The organism is Corynebacterium antarcticum (assembly GCF_016595285.2).
Classification (GTDB): Bacteria; Actinomycetota; Actinomycetes; order Mycobacteriales; family Mycobacteriaceae; genus Corynebacterium; species Corynebacterium antarcticum.
The window spans coordinates 731542-750822 of sequence record NZ_JAENIP020000001.1 but is presented as its reverse complement, the minus strand read 5'-3'; the positions used below and the strand labels follow the sequence as shown (position 1 = coordinate 750822).

Sequence of the window (19281 nt, the reverse complement as noted above, 5' to 3'; positions counted from 1 at the left end):
GAAGGTCAGTTGATGCGGTCGAGGATGGCGGATTCGCGAGCCGGGACGTCGCTGCCCGCCGGTGCGAGACTGTATCCCCCGTTGAGGGACTCGATGGCCCGCTCGAAGCGCTCGGGGGTGTCGGTGTGCAGTGTGAACAGTTTCTGGCCGGCGGTGACCGCGTCCCCGGGTGCGGCGTGGATCTCGACGCCGGCCCCCGCCTGGACGCTGTCCTCCTTGCGGGCGCGCCCGGCGCCGAGACGCCAGCTGGCGACGCCGACGGGGAGCGCGTCGAGACGCTCCAGGACGCCGTCCCGGTCTGCCGTGACCACGTGGGTGTGGGCGGCCGTGGGCAGCTCGGCGTCCGGGTCACCGCCCTGGGCGCGGATCATCCTCCGCCAGGTGTCCATGGCCCGTCCGTCGGCGAGCGCCGCCTCGACGTCGGCGTCCCGGACCCCGGCGGCGTCGAGCATCTCCCGGGCGAGCTCCACGGTGAGCTCGACGACGTCAGCCGGTCCGCCACCGGCGAGTACCTCGAGGGATTCGCGCACCTCGAGGGCATTGCCCACGGTGCGGCCCAGGGGAGTGGACATGTCGGTGAGCAGGGCGCGGGTGTCGACGTCCGCGGCCCGGCCCAGGTCGACCATCGTCCGGGCGAGTTCGCGGGCGGTGTCCAGGTCCTTCATGAACGCGCCGTCGCCGACCTTGACGTCGAGGACCAGCGCCGAGGTCCCCTCCGCGATCTTCTTGCTCATGATGGAGCTGGCGATCAGCGGGATCGAGTCGACGGTGCCGGTGATGTCACGCAGGGCGTAGAGCTTGCGGTCGGCCGGGGCCAGCCCGGTTCCGGCGGCGCAGACGATGCACCCCGGATCGCGGAGGATCTCCATCATGCGTTCCGTGGAGATGTCCGCCTGCCATCCGGGGATCGACTCGAGCTTGTCGAGGGTGCCGCCGGTGTGGCCGAGCCCACGGCCCGACAGCTGCGGGACGGCGACGCCGAAGGAGGCGACGAGGGGCGCGAGCGGGAGCGTGATCTTGTCGCCCACGCCGCCCGTGGAGTGCTTGTCCGTCGTGGGCTTGCCCAGTCCGGAGAAGTCGAGGCGTTCGCCGGAGTCGATCATGGCCCGGGTCCACCGGCTGGTCTCCCCGGGGGACATCCCGTTGAGGAAGATCGCCATCGCGAGGGCGGCCATCTGCTCGTCCCCGGCGCCTCCGTTGGTGTACGCGTCGATGATCCAGTCGATCTCGGCTCCGCTGAGTTCACCTCCGTCCCGCTTGGTCCGGATGATGTCCACGGTGTCGAATGTCGTTGCCATGTCCTGCTCCTCCTACTGGCTGCGGATGCCGGGTACGGTGTGACCGGGATTAAATCCGCGAAACCCTTGTGTGGTGGTCCACAACCCGATTATCATAATGCGGTGAACAAATGTCAATAAAAAAGTTGCCAATTGTTCATGTGATCTCCGTTTCCGCCCCGAAGGACCCGACATGGCAGTCTCCGACGCAGAACTTCTCGACCATGCCCGCGCCGCGGCGCACAGCGCCTACGCCCCCTACTCGGACTTTCCGGTGGGCGCCGCGCTACTCCTCGAGGACGGTCGGATCGTCACCGGCTGCAACGTGGAGAACGCTTCCTACGGTCTGACGATCTGCGCCGAACGGACCGCCGCGGGCCGGATGATCGCCGAGCGTGAGGAAGCCCGGACAGCCGGGGAACGCCCGCGCATCATCGCCGCCGCGGTCGTCGGACTGAAGGCGGCCCCCTGTCATCCCTGCGGTGCGTGCCGGCAGGTGCTCGGGGAATTCAGCTGCGACCGGGTGATCGTCGAGGGGTCCTCCGGGGACCCGGTCAGCATCTCCTTCACCGACCTCCTGCCGCACGCCTTCGGGCCGGACGCCCTCTAGAGCCTCCCCGCACGACTCTCACCACCAATCGAACCGACCGATAGGAGCCCCCATGGACCGCTTCCAGGGACTGCTGGGCATAGCCGTCATCTTCGGCCTCGCCATACTCTTCTCCCGACACCGCTCCGCCATCAAGTGGCGCACTCTGGGGGTCGGCCTGCTCCTCCAGATCTCCTTCGCCCTCCTCGTCCTCAAGTGGGACGTCGGCTTCAACGCCCTGAAATCCGTCGCCCACGGACTCGAGAAACTCACCGATTTCACCAACGTGGGCACCCAGTTCGTGTTCGGTGGCCTGTTCGGCGGAGACAACGGTTTCGTCTTCGCGCTGAACGTCCTCCCCGTCATCATCGTTCTGGGCGCGATCATCGGCGCCCTCTACTACCTCCGGGTGATCCAGTACTTCGTCGACATCCTGGGCGGCGCGCTCAAGTGGCTGCTCGGCACCTCCAAGGTGGAGAGCGTCTTCGCCTCCACCGTGATCTTCCTCGGCCAGTCCGAGGCCCCGCTCGTGGTCGCGCCCTACCTCCCGAAACTGACCCGCAGTGAGCTCTTCGCCTGCATGACCGGTGGCTTCGCCTCGGTCGCCGGGTCCACCCTCATCGGATACTCGCTCCTCGGCGCGCCACTCGAGTACCTGCTGGCGGCCTCCCTGATGAACGCGCCGGGCTCCCTGATCGTCGCCAAGGCATTCATGCCCGAGACCGAGGAATCCGACCTCGACGCCAGCATCCGGGACGTCCGCGACACCGAGTCCAAGAACATCATCGACGCCATCGGTTCCGGGGCGATGGCGGGCGGCAAGATCGCTGTCGCCGTCGGCTGCCTGCTCATCGCCTTCATCGCCCTGATCACCATGCTCTCCGCGATGCTCGGCGGGATCGGCGGCTGGTTCGGCCAGGACAACTGGTCACTGGAGGCGGTGTTCGGCGTGCTCTTCGCGCCCGTCGCCTGGCTGATCGGCGTCCCCTGGTCGGAGGCCCTCGACGTGGGCAACTTCATCGGGCAGAAGACCGTGATCAACGAGTTCGTCGGATTCTCATCCTTCGGTCCGCAGATCGACTCTTTCTCCCCGAAGACCGTGATGATCACGACCTTCGCCCTCGCGGGCTTCGCGAACTTCAGCTCCATCGCCATCCAGATCGGCGCGATCGGCGGTCTCGTCCCCGAGCGCCGCGGCGAGGTCGCGAAGCTCGGCCCCTGGGCGCTGCTCGGTGGATTCACCGTGAACATGCTCAACGCCGCCATCGTCGGTGTTGTCGCGCTCTGACCGGAGCACGGGAGAAGGACCGGGGCCGAGAGATCGACTTCTCCGCCCCGGTCCTTCTCATTCATCCACTACCAGGGAAGGGAAAGCCCCGGAATGGTCAGTGGATGGGTCCTGAAGAAGTGCATTATGCCCGCGACGAACGCGACCAGCGCTCCGGCGCCGAGGATTGCGGTGCCGGACCCGCCACTGCTCCCGAAGGGATTCGGTGCGGGGTTGCCGGGCTCCGGTTCCTCGCCGTCATGTCCGTGATCGTGGTGGAAGACCTCGAAAGGGGCGTCGGCGTGGGCGTGGCTCTCATCCGGGTAGAACACCACGACGGGAATGTTGACAGTCGTGTTCGCGTCCGATTCCGGTGCAGTGAACGTGACCACGCCCGTCGCGGCGTCGATCTCGGCGTTCCGGGCCTTCCTGCTGAGCTTGAACCTCGCACCCTCGGGGGCGGGCAGGGTCTCGACCGCCTCTGTCGTGGTGTCGTCGAACGTCGGAGCCTCGGACACGGCCTTCTCGCCGGCGTGGGAGTGGGTCGTGGTGTAGTTGACGGTGTACTTTTTCGCGGTGCCGCCGTGGGGGTCGGCCACCACGAAGTACACCGCACCTTCATCGGTCGACGTGTCGGAGTAGGTCACCGTGACCGGCACGGAGATGACCTTGCCCGCGTCATCGTGGGTCGCGGTGTAGGTGACCGCACCGGTGGTGGCGTCGATTCTGGCACTCTGCGGGGCACCCTCCCCGAGCGTGAAGGTCGTGTTCTCCGGTGCTGGGGCATCGTCCAGCTGATCGGTGGTGGTGTCGTCGAACGTCGGCGCCGTGCTGGTGGTGTCCGCGCCGACCGTCGCCCGTGCCTCGCCGAAGAGCGGGTCATAGCGGTTGGTCAGTGCGTCGTCCGCGCCTTCCTCGGCGACGGCGACCGAGGTGGTGATCGGCGAGAGGAGGGTGAGTGCGAGGCCCGCTGCGCACAGTGAGCGGCGGCGACTGTCGGGGAAGGTGTTCACAGCGAAATACTTCCGTTCTTCTCGGTGGATGGGGAACGGAGTTGAGCCTACTAATGAAATACGTTTCCAACAAGGCTTTCGGGGAAGATTCCCGAATACTGTCAGACGGTGTCGTCGGACCCGGCCGGGCCCGCAGCATCCAGCACCCGCAGGGCGGTCGGCCGGTCGATGATCAGGTGGGTCGCGAGGCCCATATCCAGCGCGGTCGATATTGCGGTGGTCTTGGCCGCGCCACCGGCGATGAGCAGCCTGATCGGCCGGGACGCGAGCTCATCCAGCGTGATGCCCACCGTCCGGTCGTCGATGCTCGGCAGCGCGATCTCGCCGTCCGCGGTGAAGAACCGGGAGCAGGCGTCGCCCGCCGCGCGGTCGAGCAGCTGGTCCACCTCATCCTCCGAGAGGTACCCGAGATTCAGCAGGAGGGAGCCCCGGTGCACGTCGCCGACCGTGAACGTGACCAGATCGGTGTCCCGGCCGGCGGCGAGGATCCGGGAGATGTGCCGGTCCTGCTCCACGATGCGCTTCGTCTCCTCGGAATCGAAGATCACCGGCAGCGGCAGCGTCCGTGCCGTGGCGTTGAATGCGAGGCAGAAGGAGTTGATCGTCTCGAGGTCGAAGGTGGACCGCTCGGAGTGCGAGGTACCGCCCTTCAGCTGCACGATCTCGACCCCGCGTCGGTCCGTGTGCTCCAACTGCGCCGCGACGGAGTACATGGTGTCGCCCCAGGACACGCCGACCTTCATGTCGTCGGTGACGAGCTCCTGCAGCGCCGCTGCGCCGAGCTTGCCCAGCTCGCGGAGCAGATCGGCGTCGGTGTCCCGGGGCAGATGCGCCAGGCGGACATCGGCGAGCCCGAAGCGGGAGACGAGCTGCTTCGCCAGCGCGGAGTCGACCTCGCGGGGGTCGTGGATCTCGATGGTGACGAAACCGCGCTGCTTCCCCAGCTGAATGAGCTTCGCCACGGTGGGGCGTGACACCCCGAGTTCCGCGGCGACCTCGGCCTGGGACATGCCGCGCTCGAAGTACAGCTTCACCGCGGTCAGTGCCTGTTCGTCGCGTGCGTCCACGGGAGGCTCCTCGGGGTCAGGTCGGTATGCAGGGATCATGCTGCCTGTTCATCGTAACCGTCGGGTTTCCCCGTTCCGTACCCAGGTGGAGGCCAGCCTGACGGCGGTACCGCAGTCGACCGGCGGATGCGATCAGTGCCGGGCGGTCAGTTCCCGCAGCGCGTCGGCGAACGCCCGGATCTGCTCCGGGGTGTGCTCCGCGGAGACGGTGACCCTGAGGATCGCCGCACCGCGGGCGACGGTCGGCCACCGGATCGGGGGAACGAAGAAGCCGCGCTCCATCAGCTCCCGGGACATCTCCACGGCCCGACCCTCGTCACCGACCGGAACCGGGATGATCGGGCTCACCTGCCTTCGAACATCCAGCCGTCCGGCGCATTCACGGACGTTGGCGTGGAGCCGGGCCACGAGGTCAGATGTCCCGTCCAGCACATCGACCGCCGCGCGAACCCCGGCGACGGTGGCCGCGGAGGGGGCCGTGGAGTAGACGAAGCCGCGGGCCTGATTGCGCAGCAGCGTGCCCACCGTCGACGAGCACACCACGAAACCGCCCTCGCCCCCCAGGGCCTTGCTCGCGGTACCGACGAGGAGATCCGGGCGCGCCCCGTGGTGCTCGACACTGCCGCGTCCCGTCGCCCCCAGGGTGCCCACGCCGTGGGCGTCGTCGATCATCGTCCAGGCTCCGTGCCGTTCCGCGACCGCGACGAGACCCGGCAGATCCGCCAGATCCCCATCCATCGAGAACACCCCGTCGCTGACCACGAGGGAATACGGGGTCGCGCACTCACCGAGCAGGCGGTCCAGGGCGACGAGGTCTCCGTGCGGGAAAACCCGCACCATCGCCCGGGCCAACCGGCACCCGTCGATGATGCTCGCGTGATTCAGAGAATCGGAGTACACCGTCACGTCAGGCCCCGCGATCGTCTGCAGCACCGCCAGGTTCGCCTGGTAGCCCGTGGCGAGGAACACCGCGTCGTCGTGCCCGCCGCCGCCGAAGAAGTCCGCCAGGCGACGCTCGAGTCCCGAGTGCAGGTCAGTGGTGCCCGTGGTGAGTCGCGAACCACCGGATCCCGCACCGTAGGTCCCGAGCGCGGCACGGGCGGCCGCGGTCACCCCGGGGTGTGTGGCCAGCCCCAGGTAGTTGGACGAGGCGAACAGGATCAGGTCCCGGTCGTCGATGCGCGCGAGAGGTTCCTGCGGCCCCGTGAACTCCCGGAGGGTCCGGGACAGCCCCGCACCGGTCCAGGCGGCGTTCCGGTCCGCGGCGAGATCGTCGAGCGAGCTCACCTAGAAGCCCTCCACCAGCACGACCCGGTTCTCCAGCCAGTCGATGCACTCCGCGACCTCTGACGTCGGACCGTCGTACAGGAACACCCTGGTGCCCACCGGTGAGCCCGGCTCCTTCATCGCGGTGATCCGCGTATACGTGCCCCGGCAGGCGAGATAGCCGGTGGTGTAGTCCGGGTCGTCCGAGATGCAGACCTCGGCGATGATGTGCGGATGCGCCGTGACCTTGGTCGCCAGGGCGATCGCCTCCCGGTAGTGCAGCTTCTCCGCGGCACCGGTGTCCGCGGACGCGTGATCGAGGTTGCTCACCCGTACCCCGCGTGCGGGGTCGGGCTCAAGACGCACGCCCGTGCCGGCGTCGACGAGCATCGCCCCGCGTAACCCGGTGACCGTCGTCAGCAGCTCCCACACGGATTCCGGTCGGTCGACGCCCAGGCGTCGCAGCTCGGCGACCACGAAGTCGCGGGCCCGGGCCGGTGACTCGGCCGGGAACTCGCGGGTCTCCAGAACCGGGAGATGCTCCACCTCATCCCCATCGACCGCCCGTACGGTCACGGTGATCTCGTCGGGTGTCCCCTTCGGATGCGTCAACGCCCGGTGGGTGAGTGAATCGACACAGGTGGGCACCGACTCCGACCGGACGAGGCGTTCGGCGCCGGAGATGTGCTGCCCGTCGGAACTCGCGCGCATCTTCACGGAATACGTGGTCATGGCGTTATTGTACGGTGTTCATGCGTACGTCTGTGCGGATCGTCCCGTTCCGGTGTCCGTGACCGCGGATAGGCTGGCCCCATTGCCAGAACCGTCCACTGCGTTAGGTGCTGAACCATGATCCGTCCCAGCTTCGCCGTCATCGATTTCGAGACCACCGGTTTCCTCCCCTCGGACCGGGTGCTGGAGATCGGACTCGCGCTCACCGACGCCCACGGGCGCCTGCAGCGCACCTGGCAGACCCTCGTCCAGCCGAACCGGCATTTCGACAACACCGCCATCCACGGGATACGGCCCGCCGACGTCGCGGATGCACCCTGTTTCGCCGAGGTCGCCGCGGAGTTCGCGGCACTCATCGACGGCCGTGTCATCGTCGCCCACAACGCCGCCTTCGACACGAAGTTCCTGGTCCGGGAATTCGCTACCTGCGGCGTTGATCTCGACGACCCGAGGGACTGGTCCGTGTGCACGATGCGCACCGCGAAGTCCGTGCTGCCCGGTGCGCCGCAGAAACTCTCCGAGTGTCTCTCGACCATCGGTGCCGTCAACTGCAATCCCCACGCGGCACTCGCCGACGCCGTGGCCACCGCGGAACTCCTCGGGGATCTCCTCCGGAGGACCGACGTGGTCCGCAGCAGGACCCCGTTGTCCCTCACACCGGAGAACCACAGGACGCTCGCCGGCGTGCCCTCCCTGCCGCCCGTGGAACGCGGACACCGCAGCCTGAGTGCCGTCGACGGGCAGTGGCTCGACGCCCTCGCAGCCGGGCTGCCCGACACCGGCGACCGGGACGTCGACGACTACCTCAGGCTCCTGCGCGCGGCCATGGCGGACGGGAAACTGTGCACCTCCGAGATCCGGCAGCTGATCTGCCGCGCCGGGGAACTCGGCATCGACAGGGAGGAGGCGGGCGAGATCCACGGTCGCTTCGTCCGGCAGCTCGCTGTGGAGGCGTGGGCGGACGGCGTGGTCACCGACGCGGAACGCGAGGCCGTCACCACGGCGGCCCGTCAACTGGGCGTGGACGGCGCACTCGTCGAGGCCCTGTTGGCGAGACCGGTCGAGGGGGAGGGCTTCGAGCGCCTGCGGTTGAGCCCCGGGGACCGGGTCACCTTCACCGGGGAACTGGCGCTGCCCCGGGAGGACTGGGAGCAGCGCGCTCGTGCCGCCGGGCTCGATGTCGGCGGCGTCTGCCGTCGCAGTGTCCTGCTCGTCGCCGCGGATCCGGACACAGCGAGCCGGAAGGCCAGGCGGGCCCGGGAACTCGATGTCCCGATCGTGGAGGAGGCCACCTTCGCCCGGCTGCTCCGGGAGATGAACGAGGGACGGCCGGGCGAACGGGAACCGGAGACGGAGAAAGAGTCCGATGACGGTGCTCCGGAGGCACCCGCCGCTGACGTCGAAGATCCTCGCGACCTCACCCGACGGATCTTCCCCTGGCTGGACCAGGTTCTCGGCGGTGAGGGAGAACAGCGGGCCGTGGAACCCGACCAGATCACCGTCGCCTGGATGGACTGGGGCGGAACGCTGCCGCTCCACCAGCTGTCCCCGATGCTGAGTCCCCGGACCGTACCCGGGCAGGTGGCCGTCAAACCCGCGAACCTCGCCCGGCATCTCGCCCGGTACGCCGAACCGCTGGGGGAATCCCTGGCTAACCTGTCGTATGTGCGCGGAGTCGGGGCACGCTCCCTCCACCGGCTCGTCTACTCCCTCGTGCTCGCGGTCATCGACGACGCGGAGGAGGGGAAGACCTGCCCCGACCCCGCACCGGAACCCGACGAGAGCAGCCTCTACGACGCCGAGGACCCCGTCTACCTCGACGGGGACACCGCGCGCGAACCGGCGTCGACGGAACTGCAGCTGGTCGTCCGCTGGGCGGCACTGGCGGGGATGCTCCCGGAGCTCCCCGACACCGCCCCGGATCACATCCGTGCCGCTGCAGAGGAGCTGTCCGGACACCCGGAACTCGCAGCACCGGAAGTGACCGCGGTCCGGGCCGCGCTCGGCGCTGTCGAAGAAGCGCTGGCGGTTGACGAACGCCTGCCCCAGGTGTTCGCGCGTCGCGTGGTCGGTGGAGAGACCCTCGATGCGCTCGGCGAGAGCTTCGGGGTTACCCGCGAGCGTGTCCGACAGATCCAGCACCGGGTCACTTCGCTCATCGAGCAACCACCCGCCGACATGCTCACCGCAGTCACCGCGCTCGCCCACCGCTTCCTCCCCGCGACTCCACTCGCCGAGGTGGAGAACGAGGTACCCACCCTCGCGCAGCCCTGCCCCGTGACGGGAGGCCCGGCGATCCAGACCATCGCAGCCTTCGCCACCACCTGGGAACTATCGTCGGGGTGGATCGTGCGGCAGGGACTCGTTGAAGCGATCCGGCAGGCGGTGGTGGACACCGCCGACGAATACGGGGTGAGCACCGTCGCCGCGATCGCCCGGGAGACGGGCGTCGACGAGGCAACACTCACGGCATTCGCCGCAGACGCCAATCTGAACATCGGCATACCGGTCCGGGGGAAACTCTGCACCCGCTGCAGCAACTACGGCGACCGTGCCGTCGCACTGCTCGCCATCGCCGGGCAACCGCTCACCGCCGACACGGTCTTCGAGGCCTTCGGTACCGGGAACATCCGCTCCATGTCCAACGCACTATCCGCCGACCCCCGGATCGTGCGGGTCGGCAGGGACACCTGGGCGCTCACGGAATGGGGAATGGAGGAATTCCAGAGCCTCGCCCACTGGATAGCCGCACGCGTCGACGCAGACGGTAGCGCACCGCTGACGGAACTCATCGAGGGTGCCCAAGCCCTGGGTCTCGCGGAGACCTCGGTACGGACATACTGCACTAACGGTGAGTTCATCACCGTCGATGGAGTGGTGACGCGGAACGACGGCCCGGTCGAGAACACCGCCGATCCCGACGACGTCAGAGGCCTCTACCACCGGGGAACGGACCGGGAGCTGCTCGTGACAGTCACCGGTGATCATGTCCGAGGTTCGGGCAGTGGCGTCCCCCGAGGTGTTGCGGCGATGAAGGACGTGCCCTTCCTCGGCAAGGTCGCGATGCCGACACGCCTGGGCCGGGACCAGTTCATCGCGTGGAACCGTACGGGCGCGACGATAACCAGCATCCGGGATTTTCTCCTTGACCTGGACCTCATGGAAGGGCAGCGGATCTGGCTCGTATTCGCCGACGACGGCGGCTTCGACATCCGCCGCGCCACCGCGGTCCGGGAGGACCTGGACGGATGGGCCGGGCTGCTCAACAAACTTGGTCTCGACGAACGGGTCCCCGGAGACCTCGGCGAGGTTTCCGGAGGGGAGGCGCTGGCGATCATCAACACAGCGCTCGGGCTTTCCCCGGATGCCCCGCTACGTCGCACCGTGGCGATGTTCAACCACAGGCGGGAGGAGGACATCGCGGACGCGATCAGGGACCTCATCGCACGCGAGTGACAGAACTGGTGCCGGGTTAGGGGAGGCGGTGGGCACGGCGTATCCCGGAGAATGAGAAAAGGCGTCACTTCGTGGGCCTCAACTGGGGGAATGGCCCACGCATCGTGAGCGACGCTTCACTTAATTCTCAAGGTGCCGCCGTGGTCAAAGAACAACGGCACAGCATTGGCCAGGTCCGGTACTCGCATCTCCGGAAAGCATCACCAGGCAGTTGAACAGCATCTGCTGCAACACCCGGTACCTCACCGCCCGAACAGCCTCGGCACAGCCGCTAGCAGTTCCCGCGTGTAGTCGGCCTCCGGGGCACTCCAGATCTTCTCGACCGACCCCGCCTCGACGACGTCCCCGTGGTTGAGAACCAGGACGTCGGAGCACATCTGGCGGACGACGGAGAGGTCGTGGGAGACGAAGAACAGGGCCAGTCCGTAGTCGGCGACGAGGTTGCCCAGCAGGTTGAGTACCTGGGCGCGGACGGAGACGTCCAGGGCGCTGACCGCCTCATCGGCGAACAGGACATCCGGTTTCACGGACAGGGCGCGGGCGATGGAGATGCGTTGGCGTTGTCCGCCGGAGAACTCGTGCGGGAACCGGTCGACGGCGTCTTCGCCGATGCCGACCTCGCCGAGTACCTCGGCGACCCTGTTCCGCCGCTGCTCGCCGGAGACCCTGAGGCCGAGGAGCGGTTCCTCGACGATCGCGCCGATGCGCATGCGCGGATCGAGTGAACCCATGGGGTCCTGGAACACCACCTGTGCGCGTTCGGCATGGTTGACGGTCCCGGTGGTGGGGGAGTCCAGGCCCGCGAGAATCCGGAGGAGGGTGGACTTCCCGGAGCCGGAACCGCCGACGATCCCGAGGCGTTGTCCCCGCCGAAGTGCCAGGGTCACATCCCTGAGCGCCTCCGTACGGTGCCGGGGGCCGAGGAATCCGCGTCGTTTGCCGAGGTACGTCCGGGACACCCCGGTCGCCGACAGAACGACTTCACCGATGGAGGGCACGCCGGGCACCTTGTGGACGTGGCCGGGCCGGTAGTCACCGGTGGCGGCCGTTTCGACGGTGTAGAGGTGACCGTCCGGGTCGCGGGCGTCGAGGTCACTGGCCGCGAGCAGTCCCCTCGTGTAGTCGTGTTTCGGGTCGGTGAGGATCTGCTCCGTGGTGCCGCTCTCGACGAGGTTGCCGTCGCGCATGACCAGGATCCGCTCGCACACCCCGGACACCAGTGCCAGGTCGTGGGTGATGAACAGCAGGCCGGTGCCGCGTCGCTCGACGAGTTCGAGGATCAGCTCGACGATCTGCCGTTGGACGGTGACGTCGAGGGCGGTGGTCGGTTCGTCGCAGATCAGCAGGTCCGGATCGTTCGCGAGGGCCATCGCGATGAGGATGCGTTGGCGTTGCCCGCCGGAGAGCTGGTGCGGGTAGGCGCCGTAGATGCGTTCGGGGTCGGTGATGCGGACGTCGGCGAGCAGCTCGAGCGTCCTGTCGCGGGCGGCGTCGTCGGAGTCGACGGTGCCGTGGTGGGTCATCACCTCGGCGACCTGCGCGCCGACGGTCATCAGTGGGTTCAGGGCGGTCATGGGTTCCTGGAACACGATGGACACCCGTCTGCCGCGGAGTGCGCGCATCCGGCGGTCCGGGTAGTCGATGAGGTTCCCGGGTTCCCCGTCGAGCGCCATCTCACCGTGGGCGGAGAGTTTGTCGGGCAGCAGCCCCATCAACGAGAGCGCGGTGAGTGATTTCCCGGAGCCCGATTCGCCGATGAGCCCGACGCGTTCGCCGGAGTCGATCATGAAGGAGACCTGTCCGATGAGGGTCTCCCCGCGTCGCGTGTCGACGCCGAGATCGGTGACGGTGAGCAGGGTCATGGGCGTTTCCTCGTCTTCGGGTCGAACACGTCGCGGAGACCGTCGCCGAGCAGATTGAACCCGAGGACGGTACCGGCGATGGCGAGACCGGGCCAGAACGCGAGCATCGGGGCGGACCCCAGTGAGGCCTGCGCGGACTGGAGCATCCGGCCCCAGGACGGGTCGGGCGGCGGGGTGCCGAGACCCAGGAAGGACAGTGCGGCCTCGGCGAGGATCGCCAGGGCGAAGGACACCGAGGCCTGGACGATGAGCATTCCGGTGATGTTGGGCAGGACGTGCCGCCAGGCGATCGCGGGGCCGGAGCGTCCGGCCGTTCGGGCCGCGGCGATGAAGTCGCGGGACATCACCTGCAGCGTTCCGGCGCGGGTGACGCGGGCGAAGCCGGGGACGGTGGCGATGCCGATGGCGATCATCGCCGAGACCGTCGAGGCGCCGTAGATCGCGCCGGCGACGATGGCGAGCAGCAGCGCCGGGAAGGCGAGGAGGAGATCCGCCCCGCGGAGCACGAGCGTCTCCGCCCAGCCGCGGCGCATGCCCGCCAGGATCCCGAGCGGCGTGCCCACGAGGACGCCGATGCCGACGGCGACGAGCCCGACGAGCAGCGTGATGCGGGAGCCGGCCATGATCCGGGAGAACACGTCCCGCCCGTAGCGGTCGGTGCCCATCAGGTGTCGCAGCGAGGGGCCCTCGAGGCGGTCGGCCGGAATCGCGTGGATCGGGTCGTAGGGTGTCCAGATCAGGGAGATGAGTCCGGCCATCACGACGAGCGTGACGATGACGAGGCCTATGGTCCCGGCGGTCGGGAGCCTGCGCAGGGTGCGGGTGAGTCGATTCACGTCGGTCACCGTCCTGTCCGTGGGTCGAGGGCGAGTGCGATGAGGTCCACCACCATGTTCACCGCGAGCGTGACCAGGACCAGCACCATGACGATGGTCTGCACCGTCGTCAGGTCGCGGGTGCTCACCGCGTCGAGGAGCATGGAGCCGAGTCCCGGGAGAACGAAGACCTGCTCGATGACGACCGCGCCGATCACGAGTGACGCCAGCTGCACGCCGGTGACGGTGATGACGGGGAGGGCGGCGTTGCGCAGCCCGTGGCGCAGGAGCGCCTGCCAGGTGGACAGTCCCTTGGCACGGGCGGTGCGGATGAAGTCCTCGGAGAGGATCTCCAGGACCGCGGAGCGGACGTAGCGCGTCATGATCGCCCCCTGCACCGCGGCGAGCGCGCAGACGGGCATGACGAGCCGCTGGAGGAAAGCACCCACGCCCTGGTCCGGCGGCACCCAGCCGTTCGCCGGTGCCCACCCGAGGCGCACCGCGAACACGCTGACCAGCAGGATTCCGGCGAGGAAGCTGGGGATCGCGATGCCGACCTGGCTCAGTGCGGTGATCGCGATGCCGTCGGCCCGCCGGTGCCGCATCGCCACCCAGGTACCGACCGGGATCGCGGCGGCGAGCGCCAGCGCCATGGCGGACCCGACGAGGATGAGGCTGACCTGCAGCCGGTCGACCACCAGCGGGGAGATGTCCTGCCCGCTGGTCAGGGAGAGCCCGAAATCGCCGCGCAGCATCCCTCCGATCCAGGAGAGATATTGGGCGACCAGCGGCTGGTCCAGGCCGAGCGCCTCCCGCTTCGCGGTGATGAGCTCCGGGGTGGCGCTCACACCGAGGGCGACGGCGGCCGGGTCACCGGGAATGACGCGCATCAGCGCGAAGACCGCGACGGAGGCGACGAAGATCGTCGCCAGGTAGCGCAGGATGTGTCTGCCCAGGGTGATGAGCATCAGTCGCGCTCCTCTTCCACGCTGATCGTCGCGAGCTCCAGGGCGTCGTCGACGGCGTCGGCGTTGACACCTGTCACACCGGGCGCGGTGATGACGATGTTCGGGTAGTTGAACAGGGTGTCCGCGGCGGCCTGATCCATGATGGTGTCCACCGCGGCGCGCATTCCCGACACGTACTCCTCCGGGCTGCCGGCATCGGCCCGGGCGATGTCCTCGCGCACCGCCGGGGAATCGAACCCGAGGTAGTAGTCGGGGTCGCCGAACAGCGCCGGAACGTCGCGGGCCTCGATGTGCAGGATGATCGACATGTCGTAGTCGTGCTGCCTGAACACCTTCTGCAGCCACACGGCCGGGAATTCGGTGGCCTCGATCCGGGCGTCGAACCCGATGTCGCGGAGCTGGGAGACGATGATCTCGGACACCGCGGTGGCGTAGGGCCGTGACGGGACGGAGATGACGACGCGGTTGTTCGTTCCGTCGATCCCGGCCTCGGCGAGGAGCTGCCGCGCCTTCTCCGGGTCGTGGGGATATCTGTCGGACTTCTCGTACCAGGGGTCGGTCGGCGGCACAGGGGCCCCGCCGGTGTCGGTGCCGAAGCCGTCCCACGCGGTGTCGATGACGGCCTGGCGGTCGATGGCGTACATGACGGCGCGGCGGACGCGGATGTCGTCGAACGGGGCGCGCCGGTTGTTCATCGACAGCAGCACCTCGCCGTTGGTGGTGCCGACCTCGACGTTGTAGTGACCGTGCGCGGTGATCGTGTCGAGGAGTTCCGGGGACTGCATGGAGTAGACGGCGTCGACATCACCCGAGCGGAGCGCATTCGTCGCACCCACCGCGTCGGCGAAGTAGCGGATCGCCGCGGCGTCGTTCCTCGGTGCCTCCCCCCAGTAGTCGTCTCGGGCCGCGAAGGTGATCGACTGGCCGAGCGCGAAGTCGGTGACGGTGTACGGACCCGTGCCGACGGGGTCGGTTGCCAGTGCATCGACGCCGTCGGGGGTCATCATCGCCCCGACGAAGGTGCCCATGGCGAACAGCCACTGGTTCGACGGCGCGTTGAGCGTCACCTCGAGGGTGTGCGTGTCGACGACGCGGGTGTCCGCGACCGGGGACATCAGCTTCTTCAGCCCGTTGGTCCACGCGTCGGAGAGCACCCGGTCGATGGAGAACTTCGCGGTCTCGGCGGTGAAGGGTGACCCGTTGGCGAAGGTGACCCCGTCGCGCAGGTGGAACGTGTAGACGGTGCGGTCCTCGGAGACGTCCCAGTCCGTGGCGAGCCACGGGACGATGTGGCCGTCATCGTCGATGCGCACGAGTGTCTCGTAGATGTTCGACATCATCGCCTGGGGGATGGCCGCTCCACCGGTGGTGGTGAAGTCGAGGGTCGCCGGTGTCCCGGAGACCGCGACGACGACGGCGCCGCTGTCCGCGATCGCGGCGGTCTGGGTGGCGGTTGAACCGGCGGAACAGGCAGCGAGCGCGAGTGATGCCCCGGCCGCCGCCAGGGTCGTCGCTGCCCCGTGGCGAATCCGGTCGTTGAGATGGGTCGCATCCATGACGAACAGGGTAGCGCCACTACTCCGCATGGCCGGCATCACCCGTGCCGGTGGACAGGTATTTGTCAGGACGTCTCCCGGTGCGACAATGGTTTGGTGACTGACGTGGCCGCCGGATTCAGCGTGGTGTTCGGTGTCATCGCCGTCGGTGCCCTCATCGGGCGGACCGGGGTGCTGGGGGACGACGCGCTGCGGGTTCTCAACCGGTTCGTGTTCTTCGTCGCTCTGCCCGCCCTGGTATTCAGTCGCGTGGCGGTCGCCGACTGGGCCACGATCATCGCGCCGTCATCCGCCGTGATCGTCGCCTCCGCGCTCATCGTCGGAGTCGGGACATCCTGCGTCGCCCGCCTGATCCCCGGGACGTCTGCACCGGGGGCGGTCATCGCCGGATTGTCGTCCTCCTACTGCAACGCCGCGAATCTGGGCCTCCCACTGGCGGTCCACGTCCTCGGGGACGCCGGAGCCGTCGTTCCGCTGCTGCTCTTCCAGACCGGGTTCTACGGCCCACTCGCGCTGACGCTCCTCGAGTCGTTGACCGGAGGCCGGGGCCTGTCGCCCAGGGGTCTTGCCCGCACGGCACTGGCGAACCCCGTGGTCGTGGCGGCTCTCGCCGGGGGAGTGTCGAATGCCGTCGGGTGGCGGCCCGCAGGGCCCCTCGAGGGGGTCGTGTCGCTGCTCGCCGGTGCCGCGGTTCCGGTGGCCCTCGTCGCCTTCGGTATCTCGCTCGCAACGGTACGCATGCTGGATTCGACCGCCGTGTCCCGTCGGACGCTGGGAGTGGCGGTGGTGGGCAAGAACGTCGTGCATCCGGTCGTCGCCTGTCTTCTCGGCGTCGCGGTCGGTCTTGATGGGACGATGCTGCTCACCGTGATCGTTCTGGCGGCGCTGCCCACGGCGCAGAACGTGTTCGTCTACGCGGACAGATACGGCGTCACCACCGCACTGGCACGGGACGCCGCGGTGGTCTCCACCGTCGTGTCGGTGCCGGTGATCCTCACCGTGTCCGCCTTGCTCGGCCAGTGGTAGCACAAGTGATGGATGTATGTTCGGGGTTCGCATAACGCTGTGCGCTGCAGTGATGAACACCAGCCACGTCTGGGGGTGCCGGTCCTGGGGATTCGGCAAACAGCTAATGATATTTCTAATCTTGTTCCCGTTCCTTATCAGCCACCGACGAAGGCGTGATCCATGAAGTCGCCCGGACAATCCGGACCAGCACAGACCACCCCACCCGAACAGACCACCGAAGATAAAACCGGAAACGACGGTTTCTTCGGGTGGCTGAAGACGGATCCTTTCATCTTCTTCCTCTCCGGAGGAATCATCGTCGCGTTCGTCGCGGCCGCCGTCATCTTCGGGGAGAGTGCCCGCCGGACCCTCGAGGGGGTGGCCACGTGGCTGCTCACGGACCTCGGCTGGCTCTACATCGGCGGCGTGTCCATCTGTGTGGTGTTCCTGCTCGGGGTGTTCGTCTCCCACTTCGGCCGGATGCGTCTGGGCGATGACGACGATGAGCCCGAGCACTCGGTGCTCGCCTGGTTCGCGATGCTGTTCGCGGGCGGCGTCGGCGCGGTGCTCATGTTCTGGGGTGTGGCCGAGCCGCTGCACCACATGACCAACCCGCCGATGGCCGATGTCGAACCCGGTTCCCAGGAAGCCGCCGTCGAGGCGATGGCGTTCACCTTCTACCACTTCGGTGCGCACATGTGGGTCATCATGGCGCTCCCGGGGCTGGCGCTCGGCTACTTCATCTACAAGCGGAAGCTTCCCCCGCGCCTGAGTTCCGTGTTCGCCCCCGTCCTCGGCGCCCGGATCTATTCGTGGCCCGGGAAACTCATCGACGTCATGGCCATCGTCGGCACCGTCTTCGGTATCGCGGTCTCCGTCGGGCTGGGAACCCTCCAGATCAACGCCGGCATGAACATGCTGTGGGATGTCCCGATCATGGGGCCCGTCGAGTTGGGTATCATCGTTTTCATCACGCTGGTCGCCTCGATCTCCGTGGCCAGTGGACTGGAACGGGGCATCAAGGTGCTGTCCAACGCGAACATCGCGATGGCCGTCGTCCTGATGGTCTTCGTTCTCATCACCGGTCCGACGCTCACTCTGCTCCGCTCCACCGTCCAGGGCTTCGGCATCTACGTCGACAACGCCCCCGGCATGATGTTCTACACCGACGCGTTCGCCAACAACCCCGGCTGGCAGGGCTCCTGGACCGTGTTCTACTGGGCGTGGACGATCTGCTGGTCGCCGTTCGTCGGCATGTTCGTCGCCCGTATCTCCAAGGGCCGTACCGTCCGTGAGTTCATCGCCGGTGTGATCTGCCTGCCGGCGATCTTCTCGGTGATCTGGTTCGCGATCTTCGGTCGCGCCGGTTTCGAGATCGAGGCGATCGATCCGGGTGTCCTCGTCGGGCCAGTGGTCGAGGAGGGTAACACCGCGGCGGCACTGTTCACCTTCCTCGAGTACTACCCGGCGACCGGCATCGTCAGCATCTTCGCACTGGCGATCGTCGTGATCTTCTTCATCACCTCGATCGATTCGTCCGCGATGGTCACCGACATGTTCGCCACCGGTGAAGAGGATTCCTCACCCGTCTACTACCGGGTCATGTGGGCGTGCGCAATCGGTGCTGTGGCCGGTGCACTGCTCATCATGAGCCCCGACACCGGTATCGAGACCCTGCAGCAGGTCGTCATCATCGTCGCCCTCCCGTTCTTCATCATGCAGTTCGTGATGATGTACTCCCTGATGAAGGGCATGATCGACGACGCCGCCGCGAAACCGAAGTTGCGCACGAGGCAGTGGGACCAGACCGACTCCCCGGAGAAGCTCGCCGAGCAGGAGAACCGTCCCGCGCCCGGATACGACGCGGACGGGAACCCGCTGCCGCCGCTCGCCTACGAGTTCGACGATGACGGCAACATCGTCATCTCCGGAAACGTCGTCGTCGACGGAGAGCTCGACGTCAAGGGGGGAGAGGGAAAGGAATCCGACGAGTCTGAGCCCGCCAAGGACTCCTGACCCGGAGACGGATGCCCCACAACCTCAGAACACCGCCCCGACGCACACAGTGGGGGCGGTGTTTTCCTTCTGTGGAGCGGATCGAGCATTGGGGCGGGCTTTCGACTGAATCTGCCGCCGAGGGACGCTTCTGGAGCTGATTGAAGTCAGACGCACGGGCAGCATGGAGTATCCGTCTGTCAGTCAAGTTCTCTTATGGTCCAGGGTTTTCACCGAACCTCCGGTAGAGCACCGGACAACGGGATCGCGGCTCCCGGGTGGAGAAAGACCCCGGTCGGCGTCGGATCAGAGTCCGACGGTCGTCACCGTTCGGGCTATATTCTGTCGCGCTTAGTCACGGAGCCATGCCCATCATGGATCCGGGTTCGGGGATCACCGCCCTGTGGCAG

14 protein-coding genes are annotated in these 19281 nt (G+C 67.6%); 5 read left to right on the top strand and 9 right to left on the bottom strand.

Annotated elements, in window-relative coordinates:
• Positions 1–5: 5 nt before the first annotated feature.
• A complete protein-coding gene (locus JIM95_RS03295) occupies positions 6–1298 on the bottom strand; it encodes a thymidine phosphorylase (RefSeq protein ID WP_200260808.1) in 1293 nt (430 codons plus the stop codon).
• A gap of 172 nt (positions 1299–1470) precedes the next feature.
• Here JIM95_RS03295 and JIM95_RS03290 point away from each other — a divergent pair, with 172 nt between their 5' ends.
• Entirely contained in the window at positions 1471–1887 is a 417-nt protein-coding gene (locus JIM95_RS03290; protein WP_200260811.1) for a cytidine deaminase, read from the top strand.
• Positions 1888–1939: 52 nt separating this feature from the next.
• A complete protein-coding gene (locus tag JIM95_RS03285) occupies positions 1940–3154 on the top strand; it encodes a NupC/NupG family nucleoside CNT transporter (RefSeq protein WP_200260814.1) in 1215 nt (404 codons plus the stop codon).
• A gap of 68 nt (positions 3155–3222) precedes the next feature.
• On the opposite strand, the gene JIM95_RS03280 is transcribed toward JIM95_RS03285, so the two are convergent.
• The 4 genes from JIM95_RS03280 to JIM95_RS03265 form a co-directional block, all read right to left on the bottom strand.
• A complete protein-coding gene (locus JIM95_RS03280) occupies positions 3223–4146 on the bottom strand; it encodes a YPDG domain-containing protein (protein ID WP_200260817.1) in 924 nt (307 codons plus the stop codon).
• A gap of 101 nt (positions 4147–4247) precedes the next feature.
• Entirely contained in the window at positions 4248–5213 is a 966-nt protein-coding gene (locus tag JIM95_RS03275) for a sugar-binding transcriptional regulator (RefSeq protein ID WP_267165005.1), read from the bottom strand.
• 132 nt (positions 5214–5345) lie between these two features.
• Positions 5346–6500, bottom strand: a complete 1155-nt coding sequence (locus JIM95_RS03270; protein ID WP_248702936.1) for an aminotransferase class I/II-fold pyridoxal phosphate-dependent enzyme — start codon at positions 6498–6500, stop codon at positions 5346–5348.
• A complete protein-coding gene (locus JIM95_RS03265; RefSeq protein ID WP_234034761.1) occupies positions 6501–7211 on the bottom strand; it encodes a 6-carboxyhexanoate--CoA ligase in 711 nt (236 codons plus the stop codon).
• 117 nt (positions 7212–7328) lie between these two features.
• Between JIM95_RS03265 and JIM95_RS03260 the strand changes: the two genes are divergently transcribed.
• Positions 7329–10667 (top strand): exonuclease domain-containing protein, encoded by a 3339-nt coding sequence (locus tag JIM95_RS03260; protein WP_200260823.1) that lies wholly within the window; start codon positions 7329–7331, stop codon positions 10665–10667.
• Positions 10668–10909: 242 nt separating this feature from the next.
• Here JIM95_RS03260 and JIM95_RS03255 read toward each other — a convergent pair whose 3' ends face one another.
• The 4 genes from JIM95_RS03255 to JIM95_RS03240 all read right to left on the bottom strand — a co-directional run bounded on the left by JIM95_RS03255 (position 10910) and on the right by JIM95_RS03240 (position 15868).
• Positions 10910–12529 carry a dipeptide ABC transporter ATP-binding protein gene (locus tag JIM95_RS03255; protein ID WP_200260825.1) on the bottom strand — a complete coding sequence of 540 codons (1620 nt, stop codon included), beginning with the start codon at positions 12527–12529 and terminating at the stop codon, positions 10910–10912.
• Positions 12526–13287, bottom strand: a complete 762-nt coding sequence (locus JIM95_RS03250; protein ID WP_200261084.1) for an ABC transporter permease — start codon at positions 13285–13287, stop codon at positions 12526–12528. Before JIM95_RS03250 ends, JIM95_RS03255 begins: the two co-directional genes overlap by 4 nt.
• A gap of 83 nt (positions 13288–13370) precedes the next feature.
• Entirely contained in the window at positions 13371–14312 is a 942-nt protein-coding gene (locus JIM95_RS03245; protein WP_200260828.1) for an ABC transporter permease, read from the bottom strand.
• Positions 14312–15868, bottom strand: coding sequence for an ABC transporter substrate-binding protein (locus JIM95_RS03240; RefSeq protein ID WP_200260831.1), 1557 nt, complete (start codon positions 15866–15868; stop codon positions 14312–14314). Before JIM95_RS03240 ends, JIM95_RS03245 begins: the two co-directional genes overlap by 1 nt.
• A 96-nt stretch (positions 15869–15964) precedes the next feature.
• Here JIM95_RS03240 and JIM95_RS03235 point away from each other — a divergent pair, with 96 nt between their 5' ends.
• Together JIM95_RS03235 and JIM95_RS03230 are read left to right on the top strand one after the other, a co-directional pair.
• Positions 15965–16894 (top strand): AEC family transporter, encoded by a 930-nt coding sequence (locus tag JIM95_RS03235; protein WP_200260834.1) that lies wholly within the window; start codon positions 15965–15967, stop codon positions 16892–16894.
• A 162-nt stretch (positions 16895–17056) separates the two neighbouring features.
• Positions 17057–18892 (top strand): BCCT family transporter, encoded by a 1836-nt coding sequence (locus JIM95_RS03230; protein WP_200260837.1) that lies wholly within the window; start codon positions 17057–17059, stop codon positions 18890–18892.
• Positions 18893–19281: the final 389 nt, after the last annotated feature.

Excerpts from the sequence above, each read along its gene's own strand:
- JIM95_RS03230 (WP_200260837.1), top strand. The coding sequence starts at position 17,057 with ATGAAGTCGCCCGGACAATCCGGACCAGCACAGACCACCCCACCCGAA.
- JIM95_RS03255 (WP_200260825.1), bottom strand. The coding sequence starts at position 12,529 with ATGACCCTGCTCACCGTCACCGATCTCGGCGTCGACACGCGACGCGGG.
- JIM95_RS03290 (WP_200260811.1), top strand. The coding sequence starts at position 1,471 with ATGGCAGTCTCCGACGCAGAACTTCTCGACCATGCCCGCGCCGCGGCG.
- JIM95_RS03295 (WP_200260808.1), bottom strand. The coding sequence starts at position 1,298 with ATGGCAACGACATTCGACACCGTGGACATCATCCGGACCAAGCGGGAC.
- JIM95_RS03250 (WP_200261084.1), bottom strand. The coding sequence starts at position 13,287 with ATGGCCGGACTCATCTCCCTGATCTGGACACCCTACGACCCGATCCAC.
- JIM95_RS03245 (WP_200260828.1), bottom strand. The coding sequence starts at position 14,312 with ATGCTCATCACCCTGGGCAGACACATCCTGCGCTACCTGGCGACGATC.
- JIM95_RS03260 (WP_200260823.1), top strand. The coding sequence starts at position 7,329 with ATGATCCGTCCCAGCTTCGCCGTCATCGATTTCGAGACCACCGGTTTC.
- JIM95_RS03240 (WP_200260831.1), bottom strand. The coding sequence starts at position 15,868 with ATGGATGCGACCCATCTCAACGACCGGATTCGCCACGGGGCAGCGACG.
- JIM95_RS03285 (WP_200260814.1), top strand. The coding sequence starts at position 1,940 with ATGGACCGCTTCCAGGGACTGCTGGGCATAGCCGTCATCTTCGGCCTC.
- JIM95_RS03265 (WP_234034761.1), bottom strand. The coding sequence starts at position 7,211 with ATGACCACGTATTCCGTGAAGATGCGCGCGAGTTCCGACGGGCAGCAC.